General features: G+C 60.5%; 13 protein-coding genes, 1 rRNA gene and 1 pseudogene. 11 read left to right on the top strand and 4 right to left on the bottom strand.

The features are described 5' to 3' along the window. Positions 1–5,219, top strand: a pseudogene (locus tag D8U60_RS01485) (LapA family giant adhesin); the annotation flags it as partial. A 149-nt stretch (positions 5,220–5,368) separates the two neighbouring features. After that, positions 5,369–5,707, top strand: a complete 339-nt coding sequence (locus tag D8U60_RS01490) for a hypothetical protein (protein WP_016772279.1) — start codon at positions 5,369–5,371, stop codon at positions 5,705–5,707. 190 nt (positions 5,708–5,897) lie between these two features. Here D8U60_RS01490 and lapD read toward each other — a convergent pair whose 3' ends face one another. Further along, complete coding sequence (gene lapD / locus D8U60_RS01495; protein ID WP_130899327.1) at positions 5,898–7,850, bottom strand: cyclic di-GMP receptor LapD; 1,953 nt, start codon at positions 7,848–7,850, stop codon at positions 5,898–5,900. A 14-nt stretch (positions 7,851–7,864) separates the two neighbouring features. After that, positions 7,865–8,557, bottom strand: coding sequence for a cysteine protease LapG (gene lapG, locus D8U60_RS01500; RefSeq protein ID WP_041479715.1), 693 nt, complete (start codon positions 8,555–8,557; stop codon positions 7,865–7,867). A 196-nt stretch (positions 8,558–8,753) separates the two neighbouring features. On the opposite strand from lapG, the gene D8U60_RS01505 reads away from it, so the two are divergent. The 5 genes from D8U60_RS01505 to D8U60_RS01525 all read left to right on the top strand — a co-directional run bounded on the left by D8U60_RS01505 (position 8,754) and on the right by D8U60_RS01525 (position 15,758). Beyond that, positions 8,754–9,464, top strand: a complete 711-nt coding sequence (locus D8U60_RS01505; protein WP_016772282.1) for a GntR family transcriptional regulator — start codon at positions 8,754–8,756, stop codon at positions 9,462–9,464. Positions 9,465–10,162: 698 nt separating this feature from the next. Next, positions 10,163–10,939, top strand: coding sequence for a DUF3050 domain-containing protein (locus tag D8U60_RS01510; RefSeq protein ID WP_130899328.1), 777 nt, complete (start codon positions 10,163–10,165; stop codon positions 10,937–10,939). Continuing rightward, a complete protein-coding gene (locus tag D8U60_RS01515; RefSeq protein WP_130899329.1) occupies positions 10,936–11,865 on the top strand; it encodes a diiron oxygenase in 930 nt (309 codons plus the stop codon). Before D8U60_RS01510 ends, D8U60_RS01515 begins: the two co-directional genes overlap by 4 nt. Before the next feature lie 10 nt (positions 11,866–11,875). Continuing rightward, positions 11,876–15,268: a non-ribosomal peptide synthetase gene (locus D8U60_RS01520; RefSeq protein ID WP_130899330.1), complete on the top strand. Its 3,393-nt coding sequence runs from the start codon at positions 11,876–11,878 to the stop codon at positions 15,266–15,268. Positions 15,269–15,290: 22 nt separating this feature from the next. Continuing rightward, positions 15,291–15,758 carry an SRPBCC family protein gene (locus D8U60_RS01525; RefSeq protein WP_130899331.1) on the top strand — a complete coding sequence of 156 codons (468 nt, stop codon included), beginning with the start codon at positions 15,291–15,293 and terminating at the stop codon, positions 15,756–15,758. 126 nt (positions 15,759–15,884) lie between these two features. On the opposite strand, the gene D8U60_RS01530 is transcribed toward D8U60_RS01525, so the two are convergent. Further along, positions 15,885–17,765 carry a methyl-accepting chemotaxis protein gene (locus tag D8U60_RS01530; RefSeq protein WP_122881321.1) on the bottom strand — a complete coding sequence of 627 codons (1,881 nt, stop codon included), beginning with the start codon at positions 17,763–17,765 and terminating at the stop codon, positions 15,885–15,887. Positions 17,766–18,077: 312 nt separating this feature from the next. Between D8U60_RS01530 and D8U60_RS01535 the strand changes: the two genes are divergently transcribed. From D8U60_RS01535 to D8U60_RS01550, 4 genes are all read left to right on the top strand, one after another. After that, positions 18,078–18,578, top strand: coding sequence for a sigma-70 family RNA polymerase sigma factor (locus tag D8U60_RS01535; protein ID WP_122881322.1), 501 nt, complete (start codon positions 18,078–18,080; stop codon positions 18,576–18,578). After that, positions 18,578–19,579, top strand: a complete 1,002-nt coding sequence (locus D8U60_RS01540) for a FecR family protein (RefSeq protein ID WP_130899332.1) — start codon at positions 18,578–18,580, stop codon at positions 19,577–19,579. The genes D8U60_RS01535 and D8U60_RS01540 overlap by 1 nt, the downstream gene beginning before the upstream one ends. 86 nt (positions 19,580–19,665) lie before the next feature. Then, positions 19,666–22,167 carry a TonB-dependent siderophore receptor gene (locus tag D8U60_RS01545; protein WP_122881324.1) on the top strand — a complete coding sequence of 834 codons (2,502 nt, stop codon included), beginning with the start codon at positions 19,666–19,668 and terminating at the stop codon, positions 22,165–22,167. A gap of 75 nt (positions 22,168–22,242) precedes the next feature. Continuing rightward, positions 22,243–23,421: a PepSY domain-containing protein gene (locus D8U60_RS01550; protein ID WP_122881325.1), complete on the top strand. Its 1,179-nt coding sequence runs from the start codon at positions 22,243–22,245 to the stop codon at positions 23,419–23,421. Positions 23,422–23,487: 66 nt separating this feature from the next. Here D8U60_RS01550 and rrf read toward each other — a convergent pair. Beyond that, positions 23,488–23,603, bottom strand: a 5S ribosomal RNA gene (gene rrf, locus D8U60_RS01555). Positions 23,604–23,717: the final 114 nt, after the last annotated feature.

Genomic DNA, 23,717 nt, shown 5'->3' on the forward strand with positions numbered 1-23,717 from the left:
CTACAAATCTGTCCTTGAGCGCCAGTAACTCGGTGGCTGAAGGAGGCCAGATCACCTACACCGCTACGCTGACCAACGCCGCTGGCTCGCCAGTGACCGTAACCTTGTCGAACGGCGCTGTGATCACCATCAAGGCTGGTGAAACCAGCGGCACCGCGACCGTTCCTGCGCCGTCCGATGACGTCTACAAAGACGCCGGTTCCGTGCAGGCGACGATCACCAGTGCCACCGGTGGCAACTTCGAAAACCTGGTTCCGAGTACCACGCCAGCGATCACCCAGGTCACTGACACCATCGATACCTCGACCGTCAAACTGACGGCTGATACGTCGGTGGCTGAAGGCGGCACCGTGACTTACACCGCCACCGTCGGTGCGCCAGTTACCGGTTCTCCTGTCGTCGTGACATTGGCTAACGGCCAGACCATCACCATCGCCGTCGGCCAGACCACCGGCACCGTAACCGCCGTCGCACCGAACGATGCGCTGACCGGCAACGCTCCGCTGACCAACTCGATTACCAACGTCAGCGGCGGCAATTTCGAGAATCTCGTCGCCGACAAGACCCCGGTCAGCACCACCGTGACCGACACGGTCGACACCACCAACCTGTCGCTCAGCGCGACCGGTTCGGTAGCCGAAGGTGGCCAGATCACCTACACCGCGACCCTGACCAACCCGGCTGGCTCGCCAGTGACCGTGACCTTGTCGAACGGCGCTGTCATCACCATCAACGCTGGCGAAACCACCGGCACCGCAACCGTTGCGGCCCCGTCCGATGACGTCTACAAAGACGCCGGTTCCGTGCAAGCCACGATCAAAACCGCGACTGGTGGCAACTTCGAAAACCTGGTGCCAAGCACCACGCCAGCAGTGACCAGCGTCACCGACACCATCGACACCACCACCGTAAAACTGAGCGCAACCGCCACAGCGGCAGAAGGCGGCAACGTCGTCTACACCGCAACCGTCGGCGCCCCCGTCACCGGTTCGCCAGTTGTCGTGACGTTGGCCAACGGCCAGAACATCACCATCGCGGTCGGCCAGACCACCGGCACCGTAACCGCCGTCGCACCGAACGATGCGCTGACCGGCAACGCTCCGCTGACCAACTCGATTACCAACGTCAGCGGCGGCAATTTCGAGAATCTCGTCGCCGACAAGACCCCGGTCAGCACCACCGTGACCGACACCGTCGACACCACCAACCTGTCCCTCAGCGCCAGTAACTCGGTGGCAGAAGGTGGCCAGATTACGTACACCGCGACATTGACCAACGCCGCAGGCTCGCCTGTGACCGTCACCTTGTCGAACGGCGCCGTGATCACCATCGACGCCGGCAAGACCACCGGCACCGTGAACGTTCCAGCGCCAGCTGACGACGCCTACAAAGACGCCGGCACCGTGCAGGCGACCATCAGCAGCGCCACCGGTGGCAACTTCGAAAAACTGGTATCGAGCACCACGCCAGCGGTGACCAGCGTCACCGACACCGTCGACACCACCACCGTCAGCATCACTGGCAGCAGCTCGGTGACCGAAGGTCAGACCGCCAGCTACACCGTCAGCCTCAATCACCCGGCGCAGACCGAAGTGACCCTGAAAATCGTCTACAGCGGCACCGCCGCCGACGGTTCGGACTTCACCGGCGTGTACACCGTGAAGATCCCGGCGGGCGCCAGCAGCGCGCAGTTCAACGTCGCTACCCTCGATGACAAGATCACCGAAGGCACCGAGAACTTCGTGGTCAAGATCGATTCGGCTACCGGCGGCAACTTCGAGAACCTCGCGGTCAGCAGCACCAATGGCAGCGTCAGCACCTCGATCATCGACAACGATGCGCCACCGGTGCTCGATCTGGACGCCAACAACTCCAGCGGTGCGACCGGTGCCGATTACAAGGTGACGTTCACCGAGAACACCCCGGGCGCCGGCGTATCGATCGCTGACACCGACCTCAGCATCACCGACCCGGACAGCACGATGCTGACCGGTGCCACCGTGGTGCTGACCAACCGTCAGGATGGTGATGCGCTGAATCTGGGCAACAGCGTCAACGGCATCACCATCAATGCCAACAGCACCAACGGCACGGTGACCCTGACCCTCTCGGGTAACGCGACCCTGGCCGACTACATGCAGGCCATCAAGAACATCAGCTTCACCAACAGCAGCGAAAACCCGAGCACCGTGCCGCGCATCATCACCGTGACGGTGACCGATGGCGGCAACTACTCGAACACCGCGACCACCACGGTCAACGTGGTGGCAGTCAACGATGCACCGGTCGCCGCGCCGAGCAATGTCACCGGCACCGAAGATACGCCGCTGGTACTCGGCTGGTCGACCTTTGGCGTCACCGATGTCGACAGCCCGGCGAGCAGCCTCGGAATCAAGATCACGCAGTTGCCGGGCGAGGGCAAACTGCAATATTTGGACGGTTCGACCTGGAAGGATGTGGCCAACAACCAGACCTTCAGCAAGGCCGACATCGACGCCGGCAAGCTGCGTTTCCTGCCGGATGCCAACGAGTCGGGCACCAACGGTTACGGCGGCACCGGTCTGGGCAACAAGCAGGCGGACTACGCACAGATCAAGTTCCAGCCTACCGATGGCCAGGCGCTGGGCAGCACCGGCACAGTGAAGATCGACATCACACCAGTGGCGGATGCGCCGACCGTGGCCGTGGCCGACAACAGCGTGAAATCCACTGGCCTGATCAAGGAAGTCTGGACCGGTCTCTCGGGGCTGGGCACTGACGGCAGCGGCGCGAACTCGACCACCCTGAAAAACGTCATCGACGCCGCCGGCAAACCGAATTCCAGCGCCAACGTCACCAACGTGCAGTCTGACGGCAGTGTTGCCGCCGGTACGGCGTCGAAGACCTCTGGCCTGATTTATCTGGAAGCCGGCAAGACCTACACGTTCAGCGGCGTAGCCGATGACAGCTTGCTGATCACCATCGGCGGCAAGAACGTGGCGTCGGGTACCTGGGGCGCGGGCGGTGCGATCAATGGTTCGTTCACCCCGACCACCAGCGGTTACTACACCCTCGATATCTACCACCACAACCAGAGCGGCCCGGGCAGCTACGACGTCAACCTGTCGGTCAACGGCGGCACGCCGATTGACCTCAGCAACGCTGGCGTGCCGATCTATACCGGTGTGCAGGATCTGATCAACTCGGGCGTGACCGTCTCCGATCTGCACGGCACCAACGGCGAAGGTTATTACGACGGCTACAAGCTCAACACCGGCGCCGAAGGCACCACGGTGAAACTGTCGGCGATCAGCACCGCGCTGACCGACACCGACGGCTCGGAAACCCTGAGCGTGAAGATCAGCGGTGCACCGGTCGGTTCGGTGCTCAGCGATGGCGCGGGGCATACCTTCACCGTTACCGCGAGCAATGGCGAAGCCAACGTCACCGGCTGGAACCTCGGTTCTCTGACCGTGACTCCGCCGACCTACTACAACGGCCAGTTCAACCTGACCGTGACCTCGACGTCCACCGAACAGGTCGGCGGCTCGGCAAGCAGCACCGCGACCATCCCGGTCACGGTAGTGCCTGCGGTGTACAACGCGGTCACCGCCACCTCGGGTGATGACAACGTCACCGGCACCGACGCCAACGACATCATCGTCGCTGACATCGGCGGCCTGACCGTGGTGCCGGGCACCAACTACAACATCGCGTTCATGGTCGACAGCTCGGGCAGCATGAGCACCTCGTCGCTGAACGCCGCAAAAGACTCGCTGACCTCGGTGTTCAACAGCCTCAAGCAAAGCCTGGGCGGCAGCAACTCGGGTACGGTGAACATCTTCCTGGTGGACTTCGATACCCAGGTCAACAAGTCGGTGTCGGTGAATCTCAACGACCCGAATGCGCTGACATTGCTCAAAGCAGTGCTGAACTCGATGGGCTCCGGCGGCGGTACCAACTACGAGGACGTGTTCAAGACCACGGCCAACTGGTTCCAGAGTGCCGACGCAGTGGCCAACACCGGGGCGAAGAACCTCACGTACTTCATCACCGACGGCCAGCCGACTTACTACCAGACCGGCGAGCAGACCAACCCGACGCTGTATGGCAACGTGAAACTCGACAGCGTGGTGAACACCAGCAACTACAAGCAGGGCGACACGTTCAGCACCTACATCGACAACTCGCACTACCTGACCATCAACAGTGCCGGCAGCGTTGTGCTGCAAACCTACAACTCGTGGTGGGGCTGGAGCAGCGAGACCCTGGGCACGATTCATGCGCAGGGCGACGGCACTTATGAATTGTCGAACCTCGCGGGTACCGGCAACAGCACCAACTCGTCGACGACCAGCAACTCGACCAGCGGCTTTGCCTTGTTGAGCGGGTTGTCGAGCGTCGAAGCCATTGGTCTGAACAACGACGTCAGCCTCAACGACCTCAAGCCGTACGACTCGGACAAAACGCCGCAAACCAACATCGATCCGAAGGACCTGGCCAACTCGATCATCGGCCATACCGAAGCGACGATGCCGGGTAACGACACCGTCAACGGTGGCGAAGGCAACGACATCCTGTTCGGCGATCTGGTCAGCTTCAACGGCATTGCCGGCGAGGGTTACCAGGCGATGCAGGCGTTCGTTGCCAAAGAGACCGGCGTCGACGTCAGCAAAGTCACCACCAGCAACGTGCACCAGTACATCACCGAGCACTATCAGGCGTTCGATGTATCCGGCGCGCACGATGGCAACGACACGCTGCTCGGTGGCGCGGGCAATGACATCCTGTTCGGCTCGGGCGGCAACGACCTGCTCGACGGCGGCAAAGGCAATGACATCCTGCTCGGCGGAACCGGTAACGACACGCTGATCGGCGGTCAGGGCAATGACATCCTCATCGGCGGTTCCGGTGGCGACACCTTCGTCTGGAAATCGGGCGACACCGGTAATGACGTGATCAAGGATTTCAAAGCCAGCGAAGGCGACCGCATCGACCTGCGCGACCTGTTGCAGGGCGAGACCGGCAGCACGATCGACAACTTCCTGAAGATCACCACAGTGGATGGCACGTCGTCGCTGCAAATCAGCTCGGCGGGCAAATTCAACTCGGGCGATGCCGCTGCGGCCACGCCGGACGTGACGATAAAACTGGAAGGCAACAACTGGGCGAGCGCCAACCTGCACAACCTGATTGCCGGCAGCGACCCGACCATCAAGGTCGATCACAACAACAGCTGAGGCTGAAACAACGACGGCCGCCTCCTGTGGGGCGGCCGTCGCGTTTGCGGGCAATGCAGCGGTGACGATTTGTTCGTCGCCCCGCATACTGGCGCGCAGTTGGCTATGCTGCTGACAGCATGACGCTGTTCATTTGTGAGGGATGCTCAATGTTTTACGTGCAACGCGATGCGCAAGGCCAGTTGATTCGCGTGGAAGCTGCGGCGTACGCCGAGGCCACGGAAACGCTGCCCGCCGATAACCATGAGATTCAGGCGTGGTACGCCAACGAAGCCGTGGAAAACAGCCTCAAACAGCTCAAGCAGAGCGACTTTGAAATGATTCGGGTACTCGACGACCTGATTCAGGTGCTGACCCAGAAAGGCGTGATCCGCGTCACTGACCTGCCGGCGGCGGCCCAGGCCAAACTGATGGACCGCACCCAGGCGCGTGAAGCGCTGGGCGGGTTGAGCCAGTTGATCGATGAGGATGAGGGCGGGTTGATCTGATCCTGGATCTTCACCGACTGAACTGGCTCTTTCGCGAGCAGGCTCGCTCCCACAATGATCGTTCCCACGCTCCGCGTGGGAATGCATCAAGGGACGCTCCGCGTTCCGACCGCAACTCAGTTATCACGGCCCGTCACCGTTGTGACGCAGAGCATCACCGGCTGCATTCCCACGCAGAGCGTGAGAACGATCAGTTCAGGTCCCAGGGCTTCGGCTCACCGAGCAACTGCCCCTGCACGCCATACAAGCCCATCTCGCGAATCACCGACAGCTCCCCTTCAGTCTCGACCCGTTCGGCAATCAGCGGCAGATCGATGCTGTGCGCCGCGCGCTGGATCGCTTCGATGAACAGACGCTTGTCGCTCTCCTGATCGATCGCCCGAATGTAGCTGCCATCGATCTTCAAATACGCCAGACCCAACCGCGCCAGGTTGCCGATCATGCTGAAGCGCCCGCCGAAGCGCTGCAGGCTCAGCGAGAAACCGAGCTCGCGCAGGCGTCGGGTCAACTGCTCCAGCACCGCCTGTTCAGGCAATTGCTCCTCGCCGATTTCCAGAGTCAGACGCGCGCCGAGATTGGAATGCGCGCGCAGAATTTCGAAGACCTTGTTCAACGCCTGCGGGTCGGCCAGCGTCGCCGAGGACAGGTTCAGCGCCAGCGAATCCTCGTGCCCTTTCATCTGATCAAGCACGCGTTCGAGCATCAGCCGATCGAGCCGCGCGGTCCAGCCGAAGCGCTCCAGCCACGGCAGGAAGCGCCCGGCGGGAATGGTCTGACCCTGCTCGTCGAGCAAGCGCGACAGCACCTTGTAATGCAGCACCAGTTGCGTGTCCTGCGCCGCAACCACCGGCTGGAAATACAACTCGAAACGCTGCTGACTCAAGGCCTGATCCAGCAGTCGATGCCAAGCGTGATGGTCGTCACCGACCTCCGCCACCAGACTCTGATCGATGCACGCCCAATTCTGCTCGCCCTGCCCTTCGGCCTGCGCGAGTGCCTGATCGCCCAGTGTCAGCACCGCTTGCGGAGAGTCACCGTGAGCGAAGGGCGCCAGCCCGATCGAAGCCACCGCTGGCACATCGGTCGCGCCGGTGGCATGCAGGCTGCTCAAGGCATTGTCGAGATTCTGCGCCAGCTGCAGCGCTTCCTCGCGCACCAGCCCCGGCGCCAGCACGGCGAATTCACCGCCGCGAATACGCGTAACCAAGTCCTGGGTTTGTGGATATCTGGCGCACTCGCGGGTCAGTTGCTCACCGACGGCCTTGAGCAATTGGTCGGTACGCTGGCCGCCGAGACGCTGGTTGAGACCGGCCAGGTCCTTGACCCGCAACAGCAGCAGATAACCGGAACTGGCCTGCTCCGGGTTGCTCACGCGGTTGTTCAATTGCATCTCGAAATAGCGGCGGTTGGCCAGGCCGGTGAGGTTGTCCTGATAGGACTCGGTACGCAGTTTTTCACTGCGCTCGGCCTGCTCCTGGAACAGCGTCTTGAGCTTCTCGACCATCTGATTCATTGCCTGCACCACGCGACGCAATTCAGGCGTGCGCGGCAGATCCGGCAGGCTGAGAAACTCGCGGCGGGCAATCGCATGGGACTGCTGGACCATGTAATCGAGGGGTTTCAACTGCCGACGCAGCAATAGCGCGCCGAGCACCGCACTCAATGCGCCGCAGATCAGCAACCAGCCAAGGCTGCCCAGTGCGCTCTGCCATAGCTTGGCCACGGCGAACATCGGATGGCTGACCACCTCGACCCGCGCCGCCTGCTCCCAGCCACGGCTGACCAGCGCATCGCCACCGGCCGGTTCGAGGCCGATCAGTCTGACGAACCAGTCCGGCACATTGCTCACCGCCGGGGTACCGCTGCGCTCGACAATGGTCTGCTCGGTCTTCACGTCGACCACGCGGATGCTCGCGTAATAACCGCTGTCGAAAATCGAACTGACCAGCAGCTCGACCATCGCCGGGTCGTCGATATTCGGCGTCAGCGACAATGCCAGCGCGGTGGCGGCGTCCTGCGCGTGGGAGCGCAATTGATTGACGTACTGGGTGCGCGAGCTCTCCAGGCTGACCATGAAGCTGCCGGTGAAGGCCACGACCAGGAACAGACAGATAGCGATCAACAGCTGTTTGAACAAAGACATCTGAGCGCGTGCTCCTAGTTAGTCGTCTCGACCGGAAAACCTTCGGCCTGCATTTTTTTCAGCACATCCTGCCAGCGCGACAGGCGTTTGGTGTCGCCGACCTTTTTATTGCCCTTGGCGCCTGGCAGATACAGACCTTCGGCATTGAAAGAGTAGACCGGCAGCAAATCGGTCCGCTGCGACGCCGGCTGGATCGGATCGATCAGGCTGTCGAGCACCAGCGGCATGGCATCGGGGGTCGCATAGTACGTCAACACCATGTGCGCGCGGTTCTGGCGTAGCGCCTTGACGTAGGTGATGCGCAGCTTGTCACTGGAAACGCCGAGATGGCGCAGGCTGAAATACTTGGCGATGGCGTAGTCTTCGCAGTCGCCGGCGCCCTTCCACAGGGCTTCGATCGGGGTTTCCCAATAATCCACTTCGCGCCACAGATCGATGTCTTCGACGTAACGCACCTGCTTGTTGAAGAACAGGTTGACCACCTTGAGCTTGTCCATCTCACTGGCCTGCTTTTGCGTCGCCAGCAGGTTCTGCCAGGCGTCGATGCGCTGCTGCCCCGCGCCCAGTGGCCCATAAAGAGCCGTGGCCTTGCGGCTGATCGCGGAAAAATCCCAATCGGCGTGCAGGCCGCCCAGCATGACGCCGGCCAGCAGCAATGCGCAGCCAAGCCAGCGCAAGGTCCGAGGGATCGCGAAACGTACCGCCACTGCAGGTTTCCAGAAGGACAGAAAGGAAGCGTTTGATGGTGAAGCTTAGCCCGGCAAAAAACAATGGCACCGTGAGATCATCGAAGACGCGCTAGACTTGAGATTGCCGCGCAACGTTTTACAAGGTTTGACAACCTGTAGAGCAATCACTAGTGTCATTTGGATCCAAATATTGCGACCTACAGGGTGTGTTGTCGTGACTCAGAAGCCCAAACCGCTGCACAGCATCAAAGTCGAAGGACCGATTCCTGCGCATCTGGCCCGGTCGGTGATCGAAGAAACTCTGCGCTCGGCCATTCTCGATGGCCGCCTGCCCTGTGGCACTGCGCTGCGCCAGCAGGATCTGGCCGATCTGTTCGGGGTCAGCCGCATGCCGGTGCGCGAAGCCTTGCGCCAGCTCGAAGCGCAGGAGCTGCTTAGCGTCACTACGCACAAAGGCGCCGTGGTCGCCCCGCTGATCCAGGGCGATGCCGCTGAAACCTACGAGTTGCGCATTCTGCTCGAATCCGAGGCATTGCGGCAGTCCATTCCGCTGCTGACTGAGGCCGAGCATCAACTCGCCGCCGGCTACATCGACGAACTGGAAGCGCAGCACGACTACAACGAAATCGGCCGCCTCAACCGTCTCTTTCACATGGCCCTGTACAGCAAGGCGCCCAACCAGCGACTGCTGCGCCTGGTGGAGGATGGCCTGAACGAAGAAGAACGTTTTCTGCGGTTCAATCTGGAAGCGATGGGCTTGGGCAAGCTGTCCCAGGATGACCACCGCGCCATGCTTCAGGCCGTAATCGAGCGGGACATACCGCGCTCGCTCGCAATGCTGGAGCAGCACCTCAACCGTGGCGTTGAGGTCATCACCCGCTACCTGGCGACTCCCGCCGCGCAGAAGCGTCACACCGCACGCTGATATCTCGTACGTCGAATAATCCCCTTACAAATCTTCGCGACCGCTCTGCTGCCGGCTCTGGCAGCGGATCGGCGTGCCCGCTGGTGCCCGCCCCGGCCCTGCCGACGCATTTCTGCTGCCCGCCGATGACCAATCGGTAATAGCCGTGACAGCAATTTACCCGCACTCTTCCAGCGCCACCCCTACAGAACGGGGACGCGCCGCCCTGACGGCACAGTCCCCGCAACAGGAACCTACGGAAGGAGCCTTGTCACGGGAAACAGGAAGTCATGGCGCCGGTCCCGGCCAACTTTCGCCCCCTTTGAATTCAATCAATCCCCTTGTTTAAAAGTTGCTTCGAGTGAGGCATTCACTCTTGTTATCGATTTTGGCCGCTATTAGCCGAAAGGAGTAACTACGCCCAAATAAAACTTGATCTGAAAGTTTTATCGGCAACTCTCATATTCAAAAAACAGCCAACTTAAAATAATTGAAAATAAACTTGTTAAATGCATTTGCCCTGTATTAGTTTTTCTCTCGCCAGGTTTGAACGTCGCCGTTCAGCGCGGCATATCTCACGTAACAACCGCAGCACCCGTGGCGCCGCAACGGCGCCACAGCGCAATCAATATTTGCCCGACCAACTTGCTATCCAACTTGCTCGACCGCTTACAGCAACTGAAAAGAATCGTGCACTTCAATCAATGATAAAGGACATCATGATGCCCACTAAGCAGCAACTCGCCCTGAAGAAAGCCGAACTGAGTATTCATCCGATCTTTGCCGAGATTACTTCGTTATCGGTATTACGTCGTTTCATGGAAACCCATGTATTTGCCGTATGGGACTTCATGTCGCTGACCAAGCGCCTGCAACAGGAACTGACCTGCACGCGTTTACCCTGGTTGCCGCCGCGCGATCCCCACGCGGCGCGGTTGATCAACGAGATCGTGCTGGGCGAGGAATCGGACGATCGCCTCGATGCCGGCCACTACAGCCACTTCGAGTTGTACCTGGATGCGATGCGCGAAGTCGGCGCGAGCACCACGGCGGTAGAGCGCTTTGTCGCCCTGCAGCAGGAAGGCGTGAGTTATGACGTCGCGTTGCAGAGCGTCGACGTCGACCCGGCGGCGGCGCAGTTTGTCCGCGATACCTTGCGCATTGCCCTGGAGGCGCCGGGACACAGTGTTGCCGCCGCGTTCCTGCATGGTCGCGAGAGCGTCATTCCGACAATGTTCCAGCGCATCCTCGATGACTGGGGCATCGGCATCGAACAGGCACCGACTTTCCGTTACTACCTGCAACGGCATATCGAAGTCGATTCCGAAGATCACGGCCCCGCCGCCGAGCAGTTGCTGGAGCGTCTGGTCGATGGCGATCCGCAGCGCGCAGCCGAGGTTTACGCCAGCGCCATCGCCGCCGTGGAAAGCCGCATCGCCTTGTGGGACGGGCTGCGCCTGAGCATGGGCGTGGAAGTTGCCGAGGTGGCCCAATGAACGCTGCCGACTATCAATCTTTCGCCGAGGCCTGGGAAAGCCGCGCGACCATCCGCACCCGTCCACGGCGGCTGCTGGAAGACGATCAGCGCCTGATCTACCCGCTCAGCCGCCAGCCGCTGGTGCTCAGCGAAACGTTCCTGCGTGAATGCCCACAGCAACGTGATTTCGCCCTGGTGCAGACGTTGTACAAATTTATCAACGACGTAGTGATTTTCGAGACGGAAATCGTCGACAAGACCGCCCGCAGCATTGCCAAGAATCGCTTTGCCGTGGCGTTCCCGTTCGCCTGTCGCTACGACGCGATGACCGTGGTGGTCGATGAGGATTACCACGCGCTGGTGGCCATGGATTTCATGCAGCAAACGGTCGCGCTGACCGGTATCGAGCCGATTCAATTGCCCGATGAAATCGAGCTGAGCCGGGCGATTCCCGCCGCTGTTGCGCTGGCGCCGGAATACCTGCGCAGCGCGGTGGAACTGATCTGCGTGGCGATCGCCGAAAACACCGTGACCGGTGATGTCGCCGCGTTCGCCCGCGACGATTCGGTCAAGCCGTCGATCAAGGGCCTGATGGCCGACCACTTGCTCGACGAGGGTCGCCACTCGAGTTTCTGGGCGCGGATGGTGCGCATCTATTGGCACACCGCCAGCGACGCGGACCGCGAAACCATCGCGCAGATTCTGCCGGTGTTCATCGGCCATTACCTGACCAACGACATCCAGAAGTCCTTCGATTTGCGCCTGATCGATGCGCTGCCGGTCAGCGAAACCACGCGGTATTCACTGCGCGAAGAAATCGCCGGACTGGCCTTCCCGATCAATCGCCACCACCCGCTGGTGGGCAACATCGTCAGGTTTTTCCACAACAGCTCGCTGCTCGACACACCGTGCGTGCAGCACGCCCTGCGCGACTATCTGGTTTGAGGAGGCCGACATGAAACGTCTCGACATTTTGCTCACCGGCGCCGGCCAGGCCATGACCGATCTGGCCCGGGAACTCGAACAGCACGGCCATGCACTGACCCGCAGCGGCGCCACTCAAGCGGCGGTGGATCTGATCATCGACGATGGTTTTATCGCTGCCGGCGACTTCTGCGCCATCCCGCATCTGCACTTGCGCCTGGGTGTCGCCGCGCAAGAGCATGGCGGCCTGCCGACCCTCGACTTGCTGTGCTTTCTCGGCTCGTCGCTGATCAGCCGTGTGCCGATCGGCGATGAGCCGTCCGGCAACGGTCAGTCGCTACGCCAACGAGCGCTTGCCCATGTGGTCGACGAAGTGGCGTTGCTGGTCAGCCGCTTTTCCCGCGATGCCGATTATTTGAGGCATGCCCCGGCCCTCAAAGCGCCGGATTTCGAACGGCTGGAAGATCTGCTGTTTCTCGACAAACTGGCGTATGTCCACCGTCTCAACGACACGGCAAATCCGGCGCTGCTGGAGCAGGCGCAAATCCCGCTGATCGAGCGTCTGCAACAAAGCCTGATCGAGCATGCGGAACGACCGGCGCTGCACCTCGGCGGACAGTCCATCAGCTACCGCCAATTGCACGCCCACAGCCGGGCGATCCAGCAGCGGTTGCTGCCCTTGCTCGAGCAACATCCGCAGCCGTGGGTGGTCGGTGTCTGCCAAGGCAAAAGCCCGGCGCTGTTCGCCTCGATTCTGGCGATTCTCGGCAGCGGCGCGGTGTACTTGCCACTGGAGCCGAGCCATCCACTGCCGCGTCAGCAATTCATCCTGGCAAACGCCGGCGCGATGCTGTTGCTTCACGATGGACAGCAGGCGCTCAGCGAGTCGATAGCGGGGCTGGATGTCAATGGCATCGAAGCGCCGAACGCCGATCTCGACCGGCCGCTGATGCAGCACCGCCCGGAGCTTGATGCGCCGTGCATGGCGCTCTACACCTCGGGTACCACCGGGCATCCGAAAGGCGTGCCGCTCAGCCAGGCCAATCTCGCCCACTTCACCGCGTGGTACGCCGACTACGTGCAGTTGCACGCCGGAAGCCGGGTGTTGCAGTTCTCTTCGCTAAGCTTCGATTCGTCACTGATCGACATCTTCCCCAGCCTGCTCGCAGGGGCGGAACTGATCGTGCCCGACGACACCCAGCGCCGCGATCCTTTGCAGCTGATTGCGCTGATTCGCCGGCGGCAACTGACCCACGCCTTCCTGCCACCGGCGCTGTTGAGCATCCTGCCGCTGGAACAACTGGAGGGCGTTCAGGTGATGACCGGCGGTGATGTCTGCGAGCCGTACGTCATCGAGCAACTGACCCGTCAAGGCACCCTGCACAACCTGTATGGCCCGACCGAAGCCACCGTGCTGATCACCGCGCGCCAGCTCAAACCGGGCGACAGCAACCGCACGCTGGGAGGGCCGATCGCCAACAGTCGGGTGCTGATTCTCGACGACGATCTGCAACCGGTGCCCGATCAAACCGTCGGTGAGCTGTTCATCGTCGGCCCCGGTGTCTGCCTCGGTTACCTGAACAATCCGCAGCAGACCGCCGAGCGTTATCTGAGCCTGTCACTGCCCGGCGGCGAAACCCTGCGCGCCTACCGCAGCGGCGACATGGCCAAGTGGGGCGAGCACGGTATCGAGCTGTGCGGGCGGCGCGACAATCAGGTGAAAATCCGTGGCTTTCGCGTCGAGCCGGAAGAGATCGAACGCTGCCTGCGCGAGAGCCGCATGTATCGGCAGATCGCCGTGGTCATCGACAATCAACGGCGCATTCTGGCGTTCTTCGCCCAGCCACAGGCCGAGACTGCCCGCGACGCATTGAAGGCTCACGCCCGGCAGTTTCTGCCGGACTACATGCAACCGGGAGCGTGGACCGAACTGGCGCAGATGCCATTCGCCAGTAACGGCAAAGTCGATCGCAAGGCGCTGTTGGCATTGCCGGTGACGGTGCAGGACAGCGCTGCGAAATGCCTGCCGGCCAATGCTGACGAAGCGCTGCTTCTTCAGGTCTGGGCCGAATTGCTGGAGCTGCCGACCAGCGACATTTCCACTGACGAAAGCTTCTTCAATCTCGGTGGTCATTCGATTCTGCTGTCGCGGATGTTGCTGCGCTTGCGTGAGGAATTCGGCCGAAGCATTTCGATCAATCGCTTCATCGAACTGCCCACGATCAGCAAACTGGCGACGCTGGTGCGCGGCAGCGATGACAGCACCGTGCTCAGCGCTCAGGCCATGGCCGACGCCGAGCGCGCGCTGGATGTCGAACCGCTGCCGATCAGCCGCATGGGCGATGTGCACAAGGTCATCGTCACCGGTGCCAACAGTTTTGTCGGCGTGCACATCGTCGAAGCGCTGCTCGGTTGGGGCGCCAGCGAAGTGGCCTGTCTGGTGCGCGACGGCGCCGGGCAAACGGCGGCGCAACGCTTCGCTCAGGCACTGCGCGAAAACCGTCTGGAGCACCTCGATCTCAGCCGTGTGCGGGTCTATCCAGCGGACATCAGTCGTCCGCAACTGGGCCTGGGCGATGAGGATTATCAGCGCCTGGACCGCGAGTTCGGCGCACTGGTGCACAACGCCGCCAACGTCAACCACGTACTCGATTACGAGTCGCTGGCGGCGGATAACGTCGAGCCGATATTTGCCCTGCTGAAGCTGTGCGAAGGGCAGCGCAAAAAGGTCTTCAACTTCGTCTCGACCCTGTCGGCATCCAGCACCGTGGATGACGCCGGTCGAGTGCTGGAACTGCCCGCCGCCGCGACGCCGCCGATCTACATTCGCAACGGCTACAACCTGTCGAAGTGGGTCGGCGAACGCATCCTTGAGCGGGCGCGCGAGCGCGGTGTACGGGTCAATCTTTATCGCCCTGGCAACATCAGTTTCAACAGCCTCAGCGGCGTTTGCCAGCCGCATAAAAACCGTTTGATGCTGATGCTCAAGGGCTCGATCCAGCTCGGTCAGGTGCCGGCCTTTGCGCTGAATTTCGACCTGATGCCGGTGGACTTTCTCGCCCGCTTCATCGCCTTCCATGCCAGCCGTTATTCAGCGGAGCGCGCGGTGTTCAATCTGCACAACCCCGAGCCGCTGAGCTGGGATGCCTACGTCGCTTCGTTCCGCGAAACCGGCAGCGAGTTTGCGCTGGTCAGCGTCGCCGACTGGCAGCAGCAACTGAACCGGGTCGACGCCGACAACGCGCTGTTCGGCGTGCTCGGTTTCTACCTCAATGGTTTCGAAGAAGACATCGGCGACATCTCGCTGATCGGCCACGCCAACGCCGAGGCCGGCGTGCAGCAGATGGGCGCGCACTACCCACAGAAATCCCCGGCGCTGCTGCGTCGCGGCTGCGACTACCTGAAAGAAATCAACTTCATCTGACTCATCAACAAGGAGCAACACCATGAGCAATCTGCAACCCGACACCCTGATCAAAAACCCGCAAGGCTGCCACGTTGTGTCGTCGGTGGAAGTGCCGGGGGACGCGGCACAAGTCTGGGCGATCGTTGGCGATTTCGCTGGCTTCGAACGATTCATTCCAGCGCTGTCGCACACCGAAATGACCGGCGAAGGCGTGTCTTCGCTGCGCAAGAAAGTCTTCAAGGACGGCAACGTCGTGGTCGAACAACTCAACTCGCGCGATGAACAGGCGCGGCGCATGACCTGGACGACGATCTACAACACGTTGGGAGTGGGGAATCTGTGGGCGGCGATGCAAGTGGAATCGCTGAGCGCAGGGAAGTCGCGAGCGACCTGGACGATCATTGCCGAACCGGCTGCGGGTGGGGATGAAGCATTGCCGGGGTTCAGGGATTTCGTGCAGGGGTTTGCCGATGATGCGATGGGCAATGTGCTAAAGCTGTTTGTCTAAGGCTTAGGCTTTGCGGTGATCGTCAGACCGCTTTCGCGAGCAGGCTCGCTCCCACATTTGGAATGCATTTCCCTGTGGGAGCGAGCCTGCTCGCGAAGAACGATAACGCGGTCTGCGATCTGTGAATCAGATCTTGAAACTGTCGACCAACTGCTTCAACCGGTTCGCCTGCTGCGACAACGCATCACAATCCTTCAACGTTTCGTTGAGGTTGGCCACGCTCTGCTGGTTCAACAGGTTGATCTGGTTGACGTCGACGTTCAGCGTTTCCACCACCGCCGTCTGCTCTTCAGTCGCCGCTGCAACCGATTGGTTCATGCCGTCGATTTCGCCGATGCGCTGGGTCACGCTGACCAGGCGCAGACCGGCCTGATTCGCCACTTCCACGCTCTGCTCGCTGGACGCCTGGCTGGCGTTCATGGTGCTCACCGCTTCGCGCGAACCGACCTGCAGCGAGGTAATCATCTTGTGGATCTCTTCCGCCGATTCCTGGGTGCGATGCGCAAGGTTGCGCACCTCATCGGCAACCACGGCAAAACCGCGCCCGGCTTCACCGGCACGCGCGGCTTCGATAGCAGCGTTGAGCGCCAGCAGGTTGGTCTGCTGCGAGATGCCTTTAATCACATCGAGGATGTGGCCGATGTTGTCGGTGCTGGCGTTCAGGGTTTCGATCTGCGTGCACGACAGGCTGATCTTCTGCGACAACTCGGTCATCGCCTGAATGGTTTGCTCGACCACCTGACGACCGTCGTCGGCTTGCTCGGAAGCGCCACTGGCGTGTTGCGAAGCATCCGCCGCGTTGCGCGCGATTTCCTGAGTGGCCGCGCCCAGCTGATTGATCGCCGCCGCGACGCTGTTGGTGCGCGCACTTTGCTCGTCGGAACCGACGATCGAAGCGTTGGACGAAGCCATCACCCGTTGCGACAGGTCATGTACGTGACGGGTCGCCGACGACACTTCGGAAATCGATGCGTGAATCCGTTCAACGAACTGGTTGAACGCGCTGCCCAGTTCACCGAACTCGTCTTTGCTCTCGACCACCAGACGCCGGGTCAGATCGCCCTCGCCCTGGGCGATGTCTTTCATCGCGCGGCCCATAGTGGTCAGCGGACGCATCAACACATTGATCAACAGGCTCAACAGCAACGCAATCGCCGCGACCGCGACAAACATGGCGATCAACGCCGAGGTGCGGAATTGGCTGAGTGCGGCGTAGGCCTTGTCGCGATCGATCGACAGACCGATGTACCACTGCGCATTCGGCAGATCGCTGACCGGGGTGAACGAGAGAATGCGTTCCTGGCCGTTGAGCACCACGTTCTGGTTGCCCTTCTCGATGCGCACGCTGGTGTTCGGGTAGATGTCCTTGAGGTTTTTCATTACCTGATCTTTGTCCGGGCTGACGATCACCTGACCGTCGGCACTGACCAGAAACGCATGGCCGAGGCCACCGAAGTCCACCGAGTTGATGATCTTCACCAAGGTTTCCAGGCTCAGGTCACCGCCGACCACACCGAGCAATTCACCGTCCTTTTTCACCGGCATGGCGATGGTCACCACCAAACCGCCGACGGCCGCCATGTACGGCGGGGTCAGCATGGTTTTATCGGCGGCCACGGCCTGCTTGTACCAAGGCCGCTGACGCGGATCATAGCCGTCCGGCATCTTCGCATCGGGGCGCTGGGTGAAGACACCGTTGGCCTGGCCGACGTAAGTGAACTGGAAGTTCGACGTGAAGGCCGGCTGATCGACGAGGCCAGGAAAATCGGCATTTTTGCCTTGATGGGCAACGTTCTGCGCGAGGTTTTCCAGCACCAGAATGCGCCCGCTCATCCAGTTCTGCACGCTGCTGGCGGTCAGGTCACCGGCCTGTTGCACGGAAGACTGCAGGTTCTGGCGAATGGTGTTTCGCTGCAGATAATCGTTGTAGAGCGTGAACAACGCGAACGCCAGGACCACGACGCCCGAAGCGGCCAGGAGGATTTTATGGCTGAACTTGAGATTCATTTCATGGGACTTCTTATGCCAAAAGTGGGGGTGCGTTTCCGGATGCAACATTCCATGTACGGCGCAGGCAGCGTTCTTCTGGCCGCTCTACTTTGGTGCACGCATTTCTCACCAGTCTGTCGGCCAGCGGCGGAGAAATCTTAGCGGCGCGTGAGAAATGGACGGGGTTTGTGCAGGATTCCCGCCGAACGGCGTGCCAGAGCGGCTGCGAGGGAATTTTTCGCATCGACATGGGCGCGACAGTTGCAAAATCTGTAACCCTTGATGACAATGCGACTAATTATCATTTGTGACGTTCGGGCTGGCGTGGTCATGTCTTCACCTGAGTTGGTCGTACAGACGCTTTACGGGAGTCATCACGGCTGGCTCAATGCCTGGCTGCGCGCACGGTTGGGCAATGCAGCGGATGCCGCCGATCTGGCTCAGGACACTTTCCTGCGCCTGCTGCAACGTACCGAACGCCTCGAACTGAAAGCGCCCCGAGCTTTCTTGCGAACCATCGCGCGCGGTCTGGTGATCGATCATTGGCGCCGCGAGGAAATCGAGCGGGCCTATCTGGAGACCATTGCTCACTTGCCTGAAGGCGAAGTACCTGACGCCGAATCGCGCGCGTTGGTGCTGGAACTGCTGGAAAGCATTGCGCGCATGCTCGAAGGACTTAAGCCGAAAGTGCGTCAGGCGTTTCTCCTGGCGCAGTGCGAAGGTTTGACTCATAAACAGATCGCCGAGCAGTTGGGCGTATCGGTACGTTCTGTGGAACGCTACGTCGCCGATGCGCTGTATCACTGCTATGTGTTGCGGTATGAAAACTGATGCCTGTGGATAACCTCTCACTCGCTCGCCGCGTCGAACCGCGCCAACACGTGGTCAAGCAAGCGATTCACTGGCTACTGCGGCTGCGCAACAACCACGGCAATTCGCGGCTGACTCGCCAATGCGAGCAGTGGCGCGCCGAGCATCACGAACATGAAATCGCCTGGCAGCGGGTGCAGTCGCTGCAAGCCGAATTGAGCTCCAGTCTGCGCGCCGTGCCGGGTGCGCAGGTCGCTTTCAACACCTTGGAAAACAGTGCGCAGGGGCTGGGCCGACGCCAGGCCTTGAAGTTGTTGTCGGGCGCGCTGTTGATGGGCTCCGCCGCGTGGCTGGCCAAGGACAGCGCCGCCTGGCAGCAATGGAGTGCCGACTACGCGACGGCGACCGGCGAACGGCGCGGTTTCCAGTTGCCCGACGGTACGCGGATCGAACTCAACACCGCCAGCGCCGTAGACCTGGATTACACCGCGCAGCAGCGCCTGATCAAACTGACCCGTGGCGAGATCATCGTTACCTGCGGCGGCGCTGACGAAGGCGCGGCGGCCGATCGACCGCTGCGCATACAGAATCGCCACGGCAGTTATGCGCCGGTCGATGCGCGTTTCATTTTGCGTCAGGAAGAACAGTGCACGCGGCTCAGCGTTACCCGTGGCCGAGTGTTGGTTCGCGCTGGCGGTCATTCCCTCGAAGCACTCGCCGGGCAGAGTTTTCTGGTCGATCAAAGCGGTTTGCGTGCAGCGCCGACGCCGGATATGGATGCGGGCGCCTGGCTCGACGGTTTGATTGTCACGCGCAATATGCGGCTGGGTGACTTCCTCGCTGAAGTCGGCCGTTATCGCCCGGGTTATCTCAATTGTTCGGCGGAGATCGCAGACCTGCGCCTTTCTGGGGTGTTCCGTCTGGAGGACACCGACAGGCTGCTGGCGGTCCTGCCGCAGACGCTGCCGGTGCAATTGCGTTATCGCACCCGCTGGTGGGTGACCCTGGAACGTGCGGTGTGATTATTTTTGGCGGGTTTTTCCAGGCAGTCCGGCTTAGTCAGTAAGCACTTCAACTCAGCCCTCGCGACTGCCTACGGAAATCCACAATGACTGTCCGCGCCACTTGTAAGAACCCTCTGAATTTCACTGCAGAATCGACACTACTGCGCCATGCGGTTCGGGCGGCACTGCTGACCACCGCGCTGGGCGTCAGCGTATTACCGAGCCTGAGTCTGGCCGCCAACACCGGCACCGAGATCAGCCACCGCTACAACATTGCTGCCGGGCCATTGGGCGAGGCGTTGAATCAGTTTGCCCGGCAGGCCGGTATCACCCTGGCGATGACGCCGCAACAGACCCAAGGTCAGCAATCTCCCGGCGTGCAGGGTGAATATTCGACCGACCAGGCCTTGAGCCATTTGCTCGGTGGCTCAGGGCTGGAAGCCGTCAGCCAGGACGGCAGCAGCTACATTCTGCGCCCGCTGGCTGAAAGCGAAGCACTGGCCTTGCCGACCACCGACATCAAAGGCTTCGCCCTCGGCAACGCGCTGGGCAGCATGGCCGGCTACAACGCCACGCACAGCCAGATCGCCACCAAGACCAGTACCGCCCTGCTAGAGACCTCGCAAAGCGTATCGGTGGTGACGCGTGAGCAAATGGATGACCAAGGCTCGCAAACCGTCTCGCAAGCGATGCGTTACGCCCCGGGCGTGCTGACCAACCCGTATGGCGCCACCCATCGTTACGACTACGTGGCGATGCGCGGTTTCAACGACGGCTCGGTGGACAACATCTACCTCGACGGCCTCAAGTCGATGGGCGACAGCGGCACCTACAGCACCATGCAGGTCGATCCGTATTTCCTTGAGCGTGTGGACATTCTCAAAGGCCCGTCGTCCGTGCTGTACGGCCGTAGCTCGCCCGGCGGTCTGGTCGCGCTGACCAGCAAAAAGCCGTTGTACGAGGCTTATCATCAGGTGCAGGCCACAGTGGGGACGCAAGGCCAGCGTGGGGTTGGGTTTGACTTCAGCGGTCCGGTCGATGACGACAAGCGCATTGCCTATCGTCTGACCGGATTGAGCGATCAGTCCGACACGCAGTTCGATCACAACAAGGAAAAACGCTTCGCCCTCGCGCCGACGCTGAGCATCGATTTCAGCGAAGACACCTCGCTGACCCTGCAGGCCTATCTGCAACACGATCCGGACGGTGGTTACCACGGCGGCGTTCCGGCGGACGGCACGATCCATCAGCGCAATGGCGAGCGCATCTCGCCGCGCTTCTTCGAGGGCGAACCGGGGATCGACGGCTACTCTCGTGACCAGCAGTCGTTCGGCTATCAGTTCGAACATCGCTTCAACGATGTCTTCACCGCGCGGCAGAACTTCCGCTATCTCGATTCCAAAGTGAACATGGATCAGGTCTACGCCTATGGCTGGACCACCCCGACCAGCAATGAACTGAACCGCTATTACACCGGCGGTGATGAGCGCCTGCATGCGTTCATCGTCGACAACATGCTGCAGGCCGAATTCTTCACCGGCGCGACCAAGCACACAGTCCTGATGGGCGCGGATTATCAACGGCGCAAAACCGTGGTCGACTGGACCAGCGGTGGCCTCGCGCCAATCAATGCGTTCAATCCGGTGTACGGTAACTCGGCGATCGAGATGTACGGCGACACCAGCTATCTGCGGCGCCTCGAACAGACCGGTGTGTATCTGCAAGACCTGATCGAGATGGACAAATGGCGCTTCTCGCTGGGCCTGCGTCAGGACTGGGTCGAGACATCCGATGAAAACCGTATCGCCGAAGCGGAGCGGCCGGTGGGTACAGAGATCAATGATCGGCGCACGAAACTCACTGGGCGTGCCGGCGCTTTATATCTGTTTGATAACGGTCTGGCGCCATACATCAGCTACTCCGAGTCGTTTAACCCGAACTCCTATGCCGACAGCGCCGGCAATCCACTGGCCCCCACCGATGGCACGCAGTGGGAAGTCGGCTTGAAGTATCAGCCGCCGGGCACTGACAACCTGTTTACCGCCTCGCTGTTTCGCATCGATCAGGAAAACCTCGCGACCAAACTACCGCAGGAGAACTTCTATCGCGCGGTCGGCGCCGTACGCTCGCAAGGTCTGGAACTGGAAGCGCATATGCAACTGACCGATAACTTCAAAGTACTCGGCAGTTACACCTTCACTGATATCGAGTATTCCAAATCGATGATCAGCACCTTGAGCACGCCGACCGATGTCATCGAGAACAAGGGCAACTCGCCAACTCAAGCGCCGCGCCACATGGCCTCGCTGTGGGCTGACTACAAGTTCGACAGCGCCGCACTTGATGGGCTGCGCTTGGGTGGTGGGGTGCGCTACGTCGGCTACAGCTGGGCCGATGCGGAGAACACGATGAAGGTGCCGTCTTACACGCTGTTCGATGCCTCGATTGGTTATGACCTGGGCAAGATTGGTTTGAAGGGTGTTGATGTTCGGCTCAACGCGAACAACCTGACCAATGAATCCTATGTCGCGTCCTGCGCCAGTCTGAACTTCTGCTACATGGGCGAAGAACGCAACGTAGCGGCGACCGTCAGCTATCAGTTCTAAAGCTATGTCCTGTGCGTAAAAAAGCCAGCCCCTGCTGTCAGGGGCTGGCTTTGTCGTTTCTTCGGGGTGTTTTGTATGCGTGCGTTTCTGGTTTTGTTGCATCGGTACATTGGCTTGGCCACTGCGGTGTTTTTATTGTTGGCCGGGCTGACCGGCAGTGTGCTGGCGTTCAATCACGAACTGGACGAGTGGCTGAATCCGCAGTTTTACGAGGCGACGTCAGTGGGTGAGCGCTTGTCGCCGGGCGCGTTGGTAGATGCAGTGCAGACAGCGCATCCGAAACTGCAAGTCTGGTACATGGAGTATCCCCATGAGACGGGGCATACGGCGCTGCTGGCGGCCGTTCCCCGTAAGGATCCGGCGACGGGCCAGCCGTTTGATGAGCGCAATCAGGTTTTCTATCTGGACCCGGTCAGCGCGGAGCAAAAAGGCGCGCGCTACTGGGGTGAATGCTGTTTTCAGCGGGAGAACTTCATCCCGTTCATTCTGGAGTTTCACTACAACCTGACATTGCCCGGTAACTGGGGACTGCTGTTGATGGGCTTGGTGGCCATCGCGTGGGTGATCGACTGTTTTGTCGCATTGTGGCTGACCTTGCCGCGTGGCAAGCCATTCTGGAAGAAGTGGGCTACTGCATGGAAGGTCAAAGGCGGGCATGCCTACCGCTTGAACTTCGACCTGCATCGCGCCGGAGGATTGTGGTTGTGGCTACTGCTGTTACCGATCGCCGTCAGCAGCGTGGCGATGAACTTGCCGAGCCAAGTGTTCAAGCCTGCAGTTTCGTTGTTTTCGCCCATCGAGCCGAGCGTTTATGAAGCCAGAGGACGAATGCCCGCCAATCAACTGGGGACGACACAGTTGAGTTATCAACAGGCGTACGAAAGGGCATTGCAGGAAGGGAAACGATTAGGACTGACGGCGGCAATCGGCGAGTTGTATTACAGCTTTGAGTACAACTTCTACGGCGCAGGATTTGGACAGCACGATACGGACGCCCATGGAAAATCCTGGTTGTTCTTTCACGGTACCGATGGCCGATTATTGGGACAGGAGATCGCGGGACAGGGCACGCTCGGAGAGCAGTTCTATCGACTCCAGTTGCCGATACATGGGGGACGGATCATCGGGGTGACAGGGCAGGTAATGATCGCGGTACTGGGTGTGTTGATTGCGGGGTTATCAGGGACGGGAGTTTATATCTGGTGGCGCAAGTGGCAGGCAAGACGCAGCAGCAAGAGTCGCAGAACGGCCTGATCTTTCGTACACGCTTAAATGACAAAACCCCTGTCTGCGTTAGCAGACAGGGGTTTCGGAATTCAATCTTGACGATGACCTACTCTCACATGGGGAAACCCCACACTACCATCGGCGATACATCGTTTCACTGCTGAGTTCGGGATGGGATCAGGTGGTTCCAATGTTCTATGGTCGTCAAGAAATTCTTTATCTGGCCCGTCAACACGGTAACAAGCCAGCAAAAACAGGAACTTCTACTAAAACAAAACCCCAACTGCTTTCGCAATTGGGGTTTCGGAATTTAATCTTGACGA

This window comes from Pseudomonas sp. Sample_11 (assembly GCF_004307505.1).
In the GTDB taxonomy this organism is placed as follows: Bacteria; Pseudomonadota; Gammaproteobacteria; order Pseudomonadales; family Pseudomonadaceae; genus Aquipseudomonas; species Aquipseudomonas atacamensis.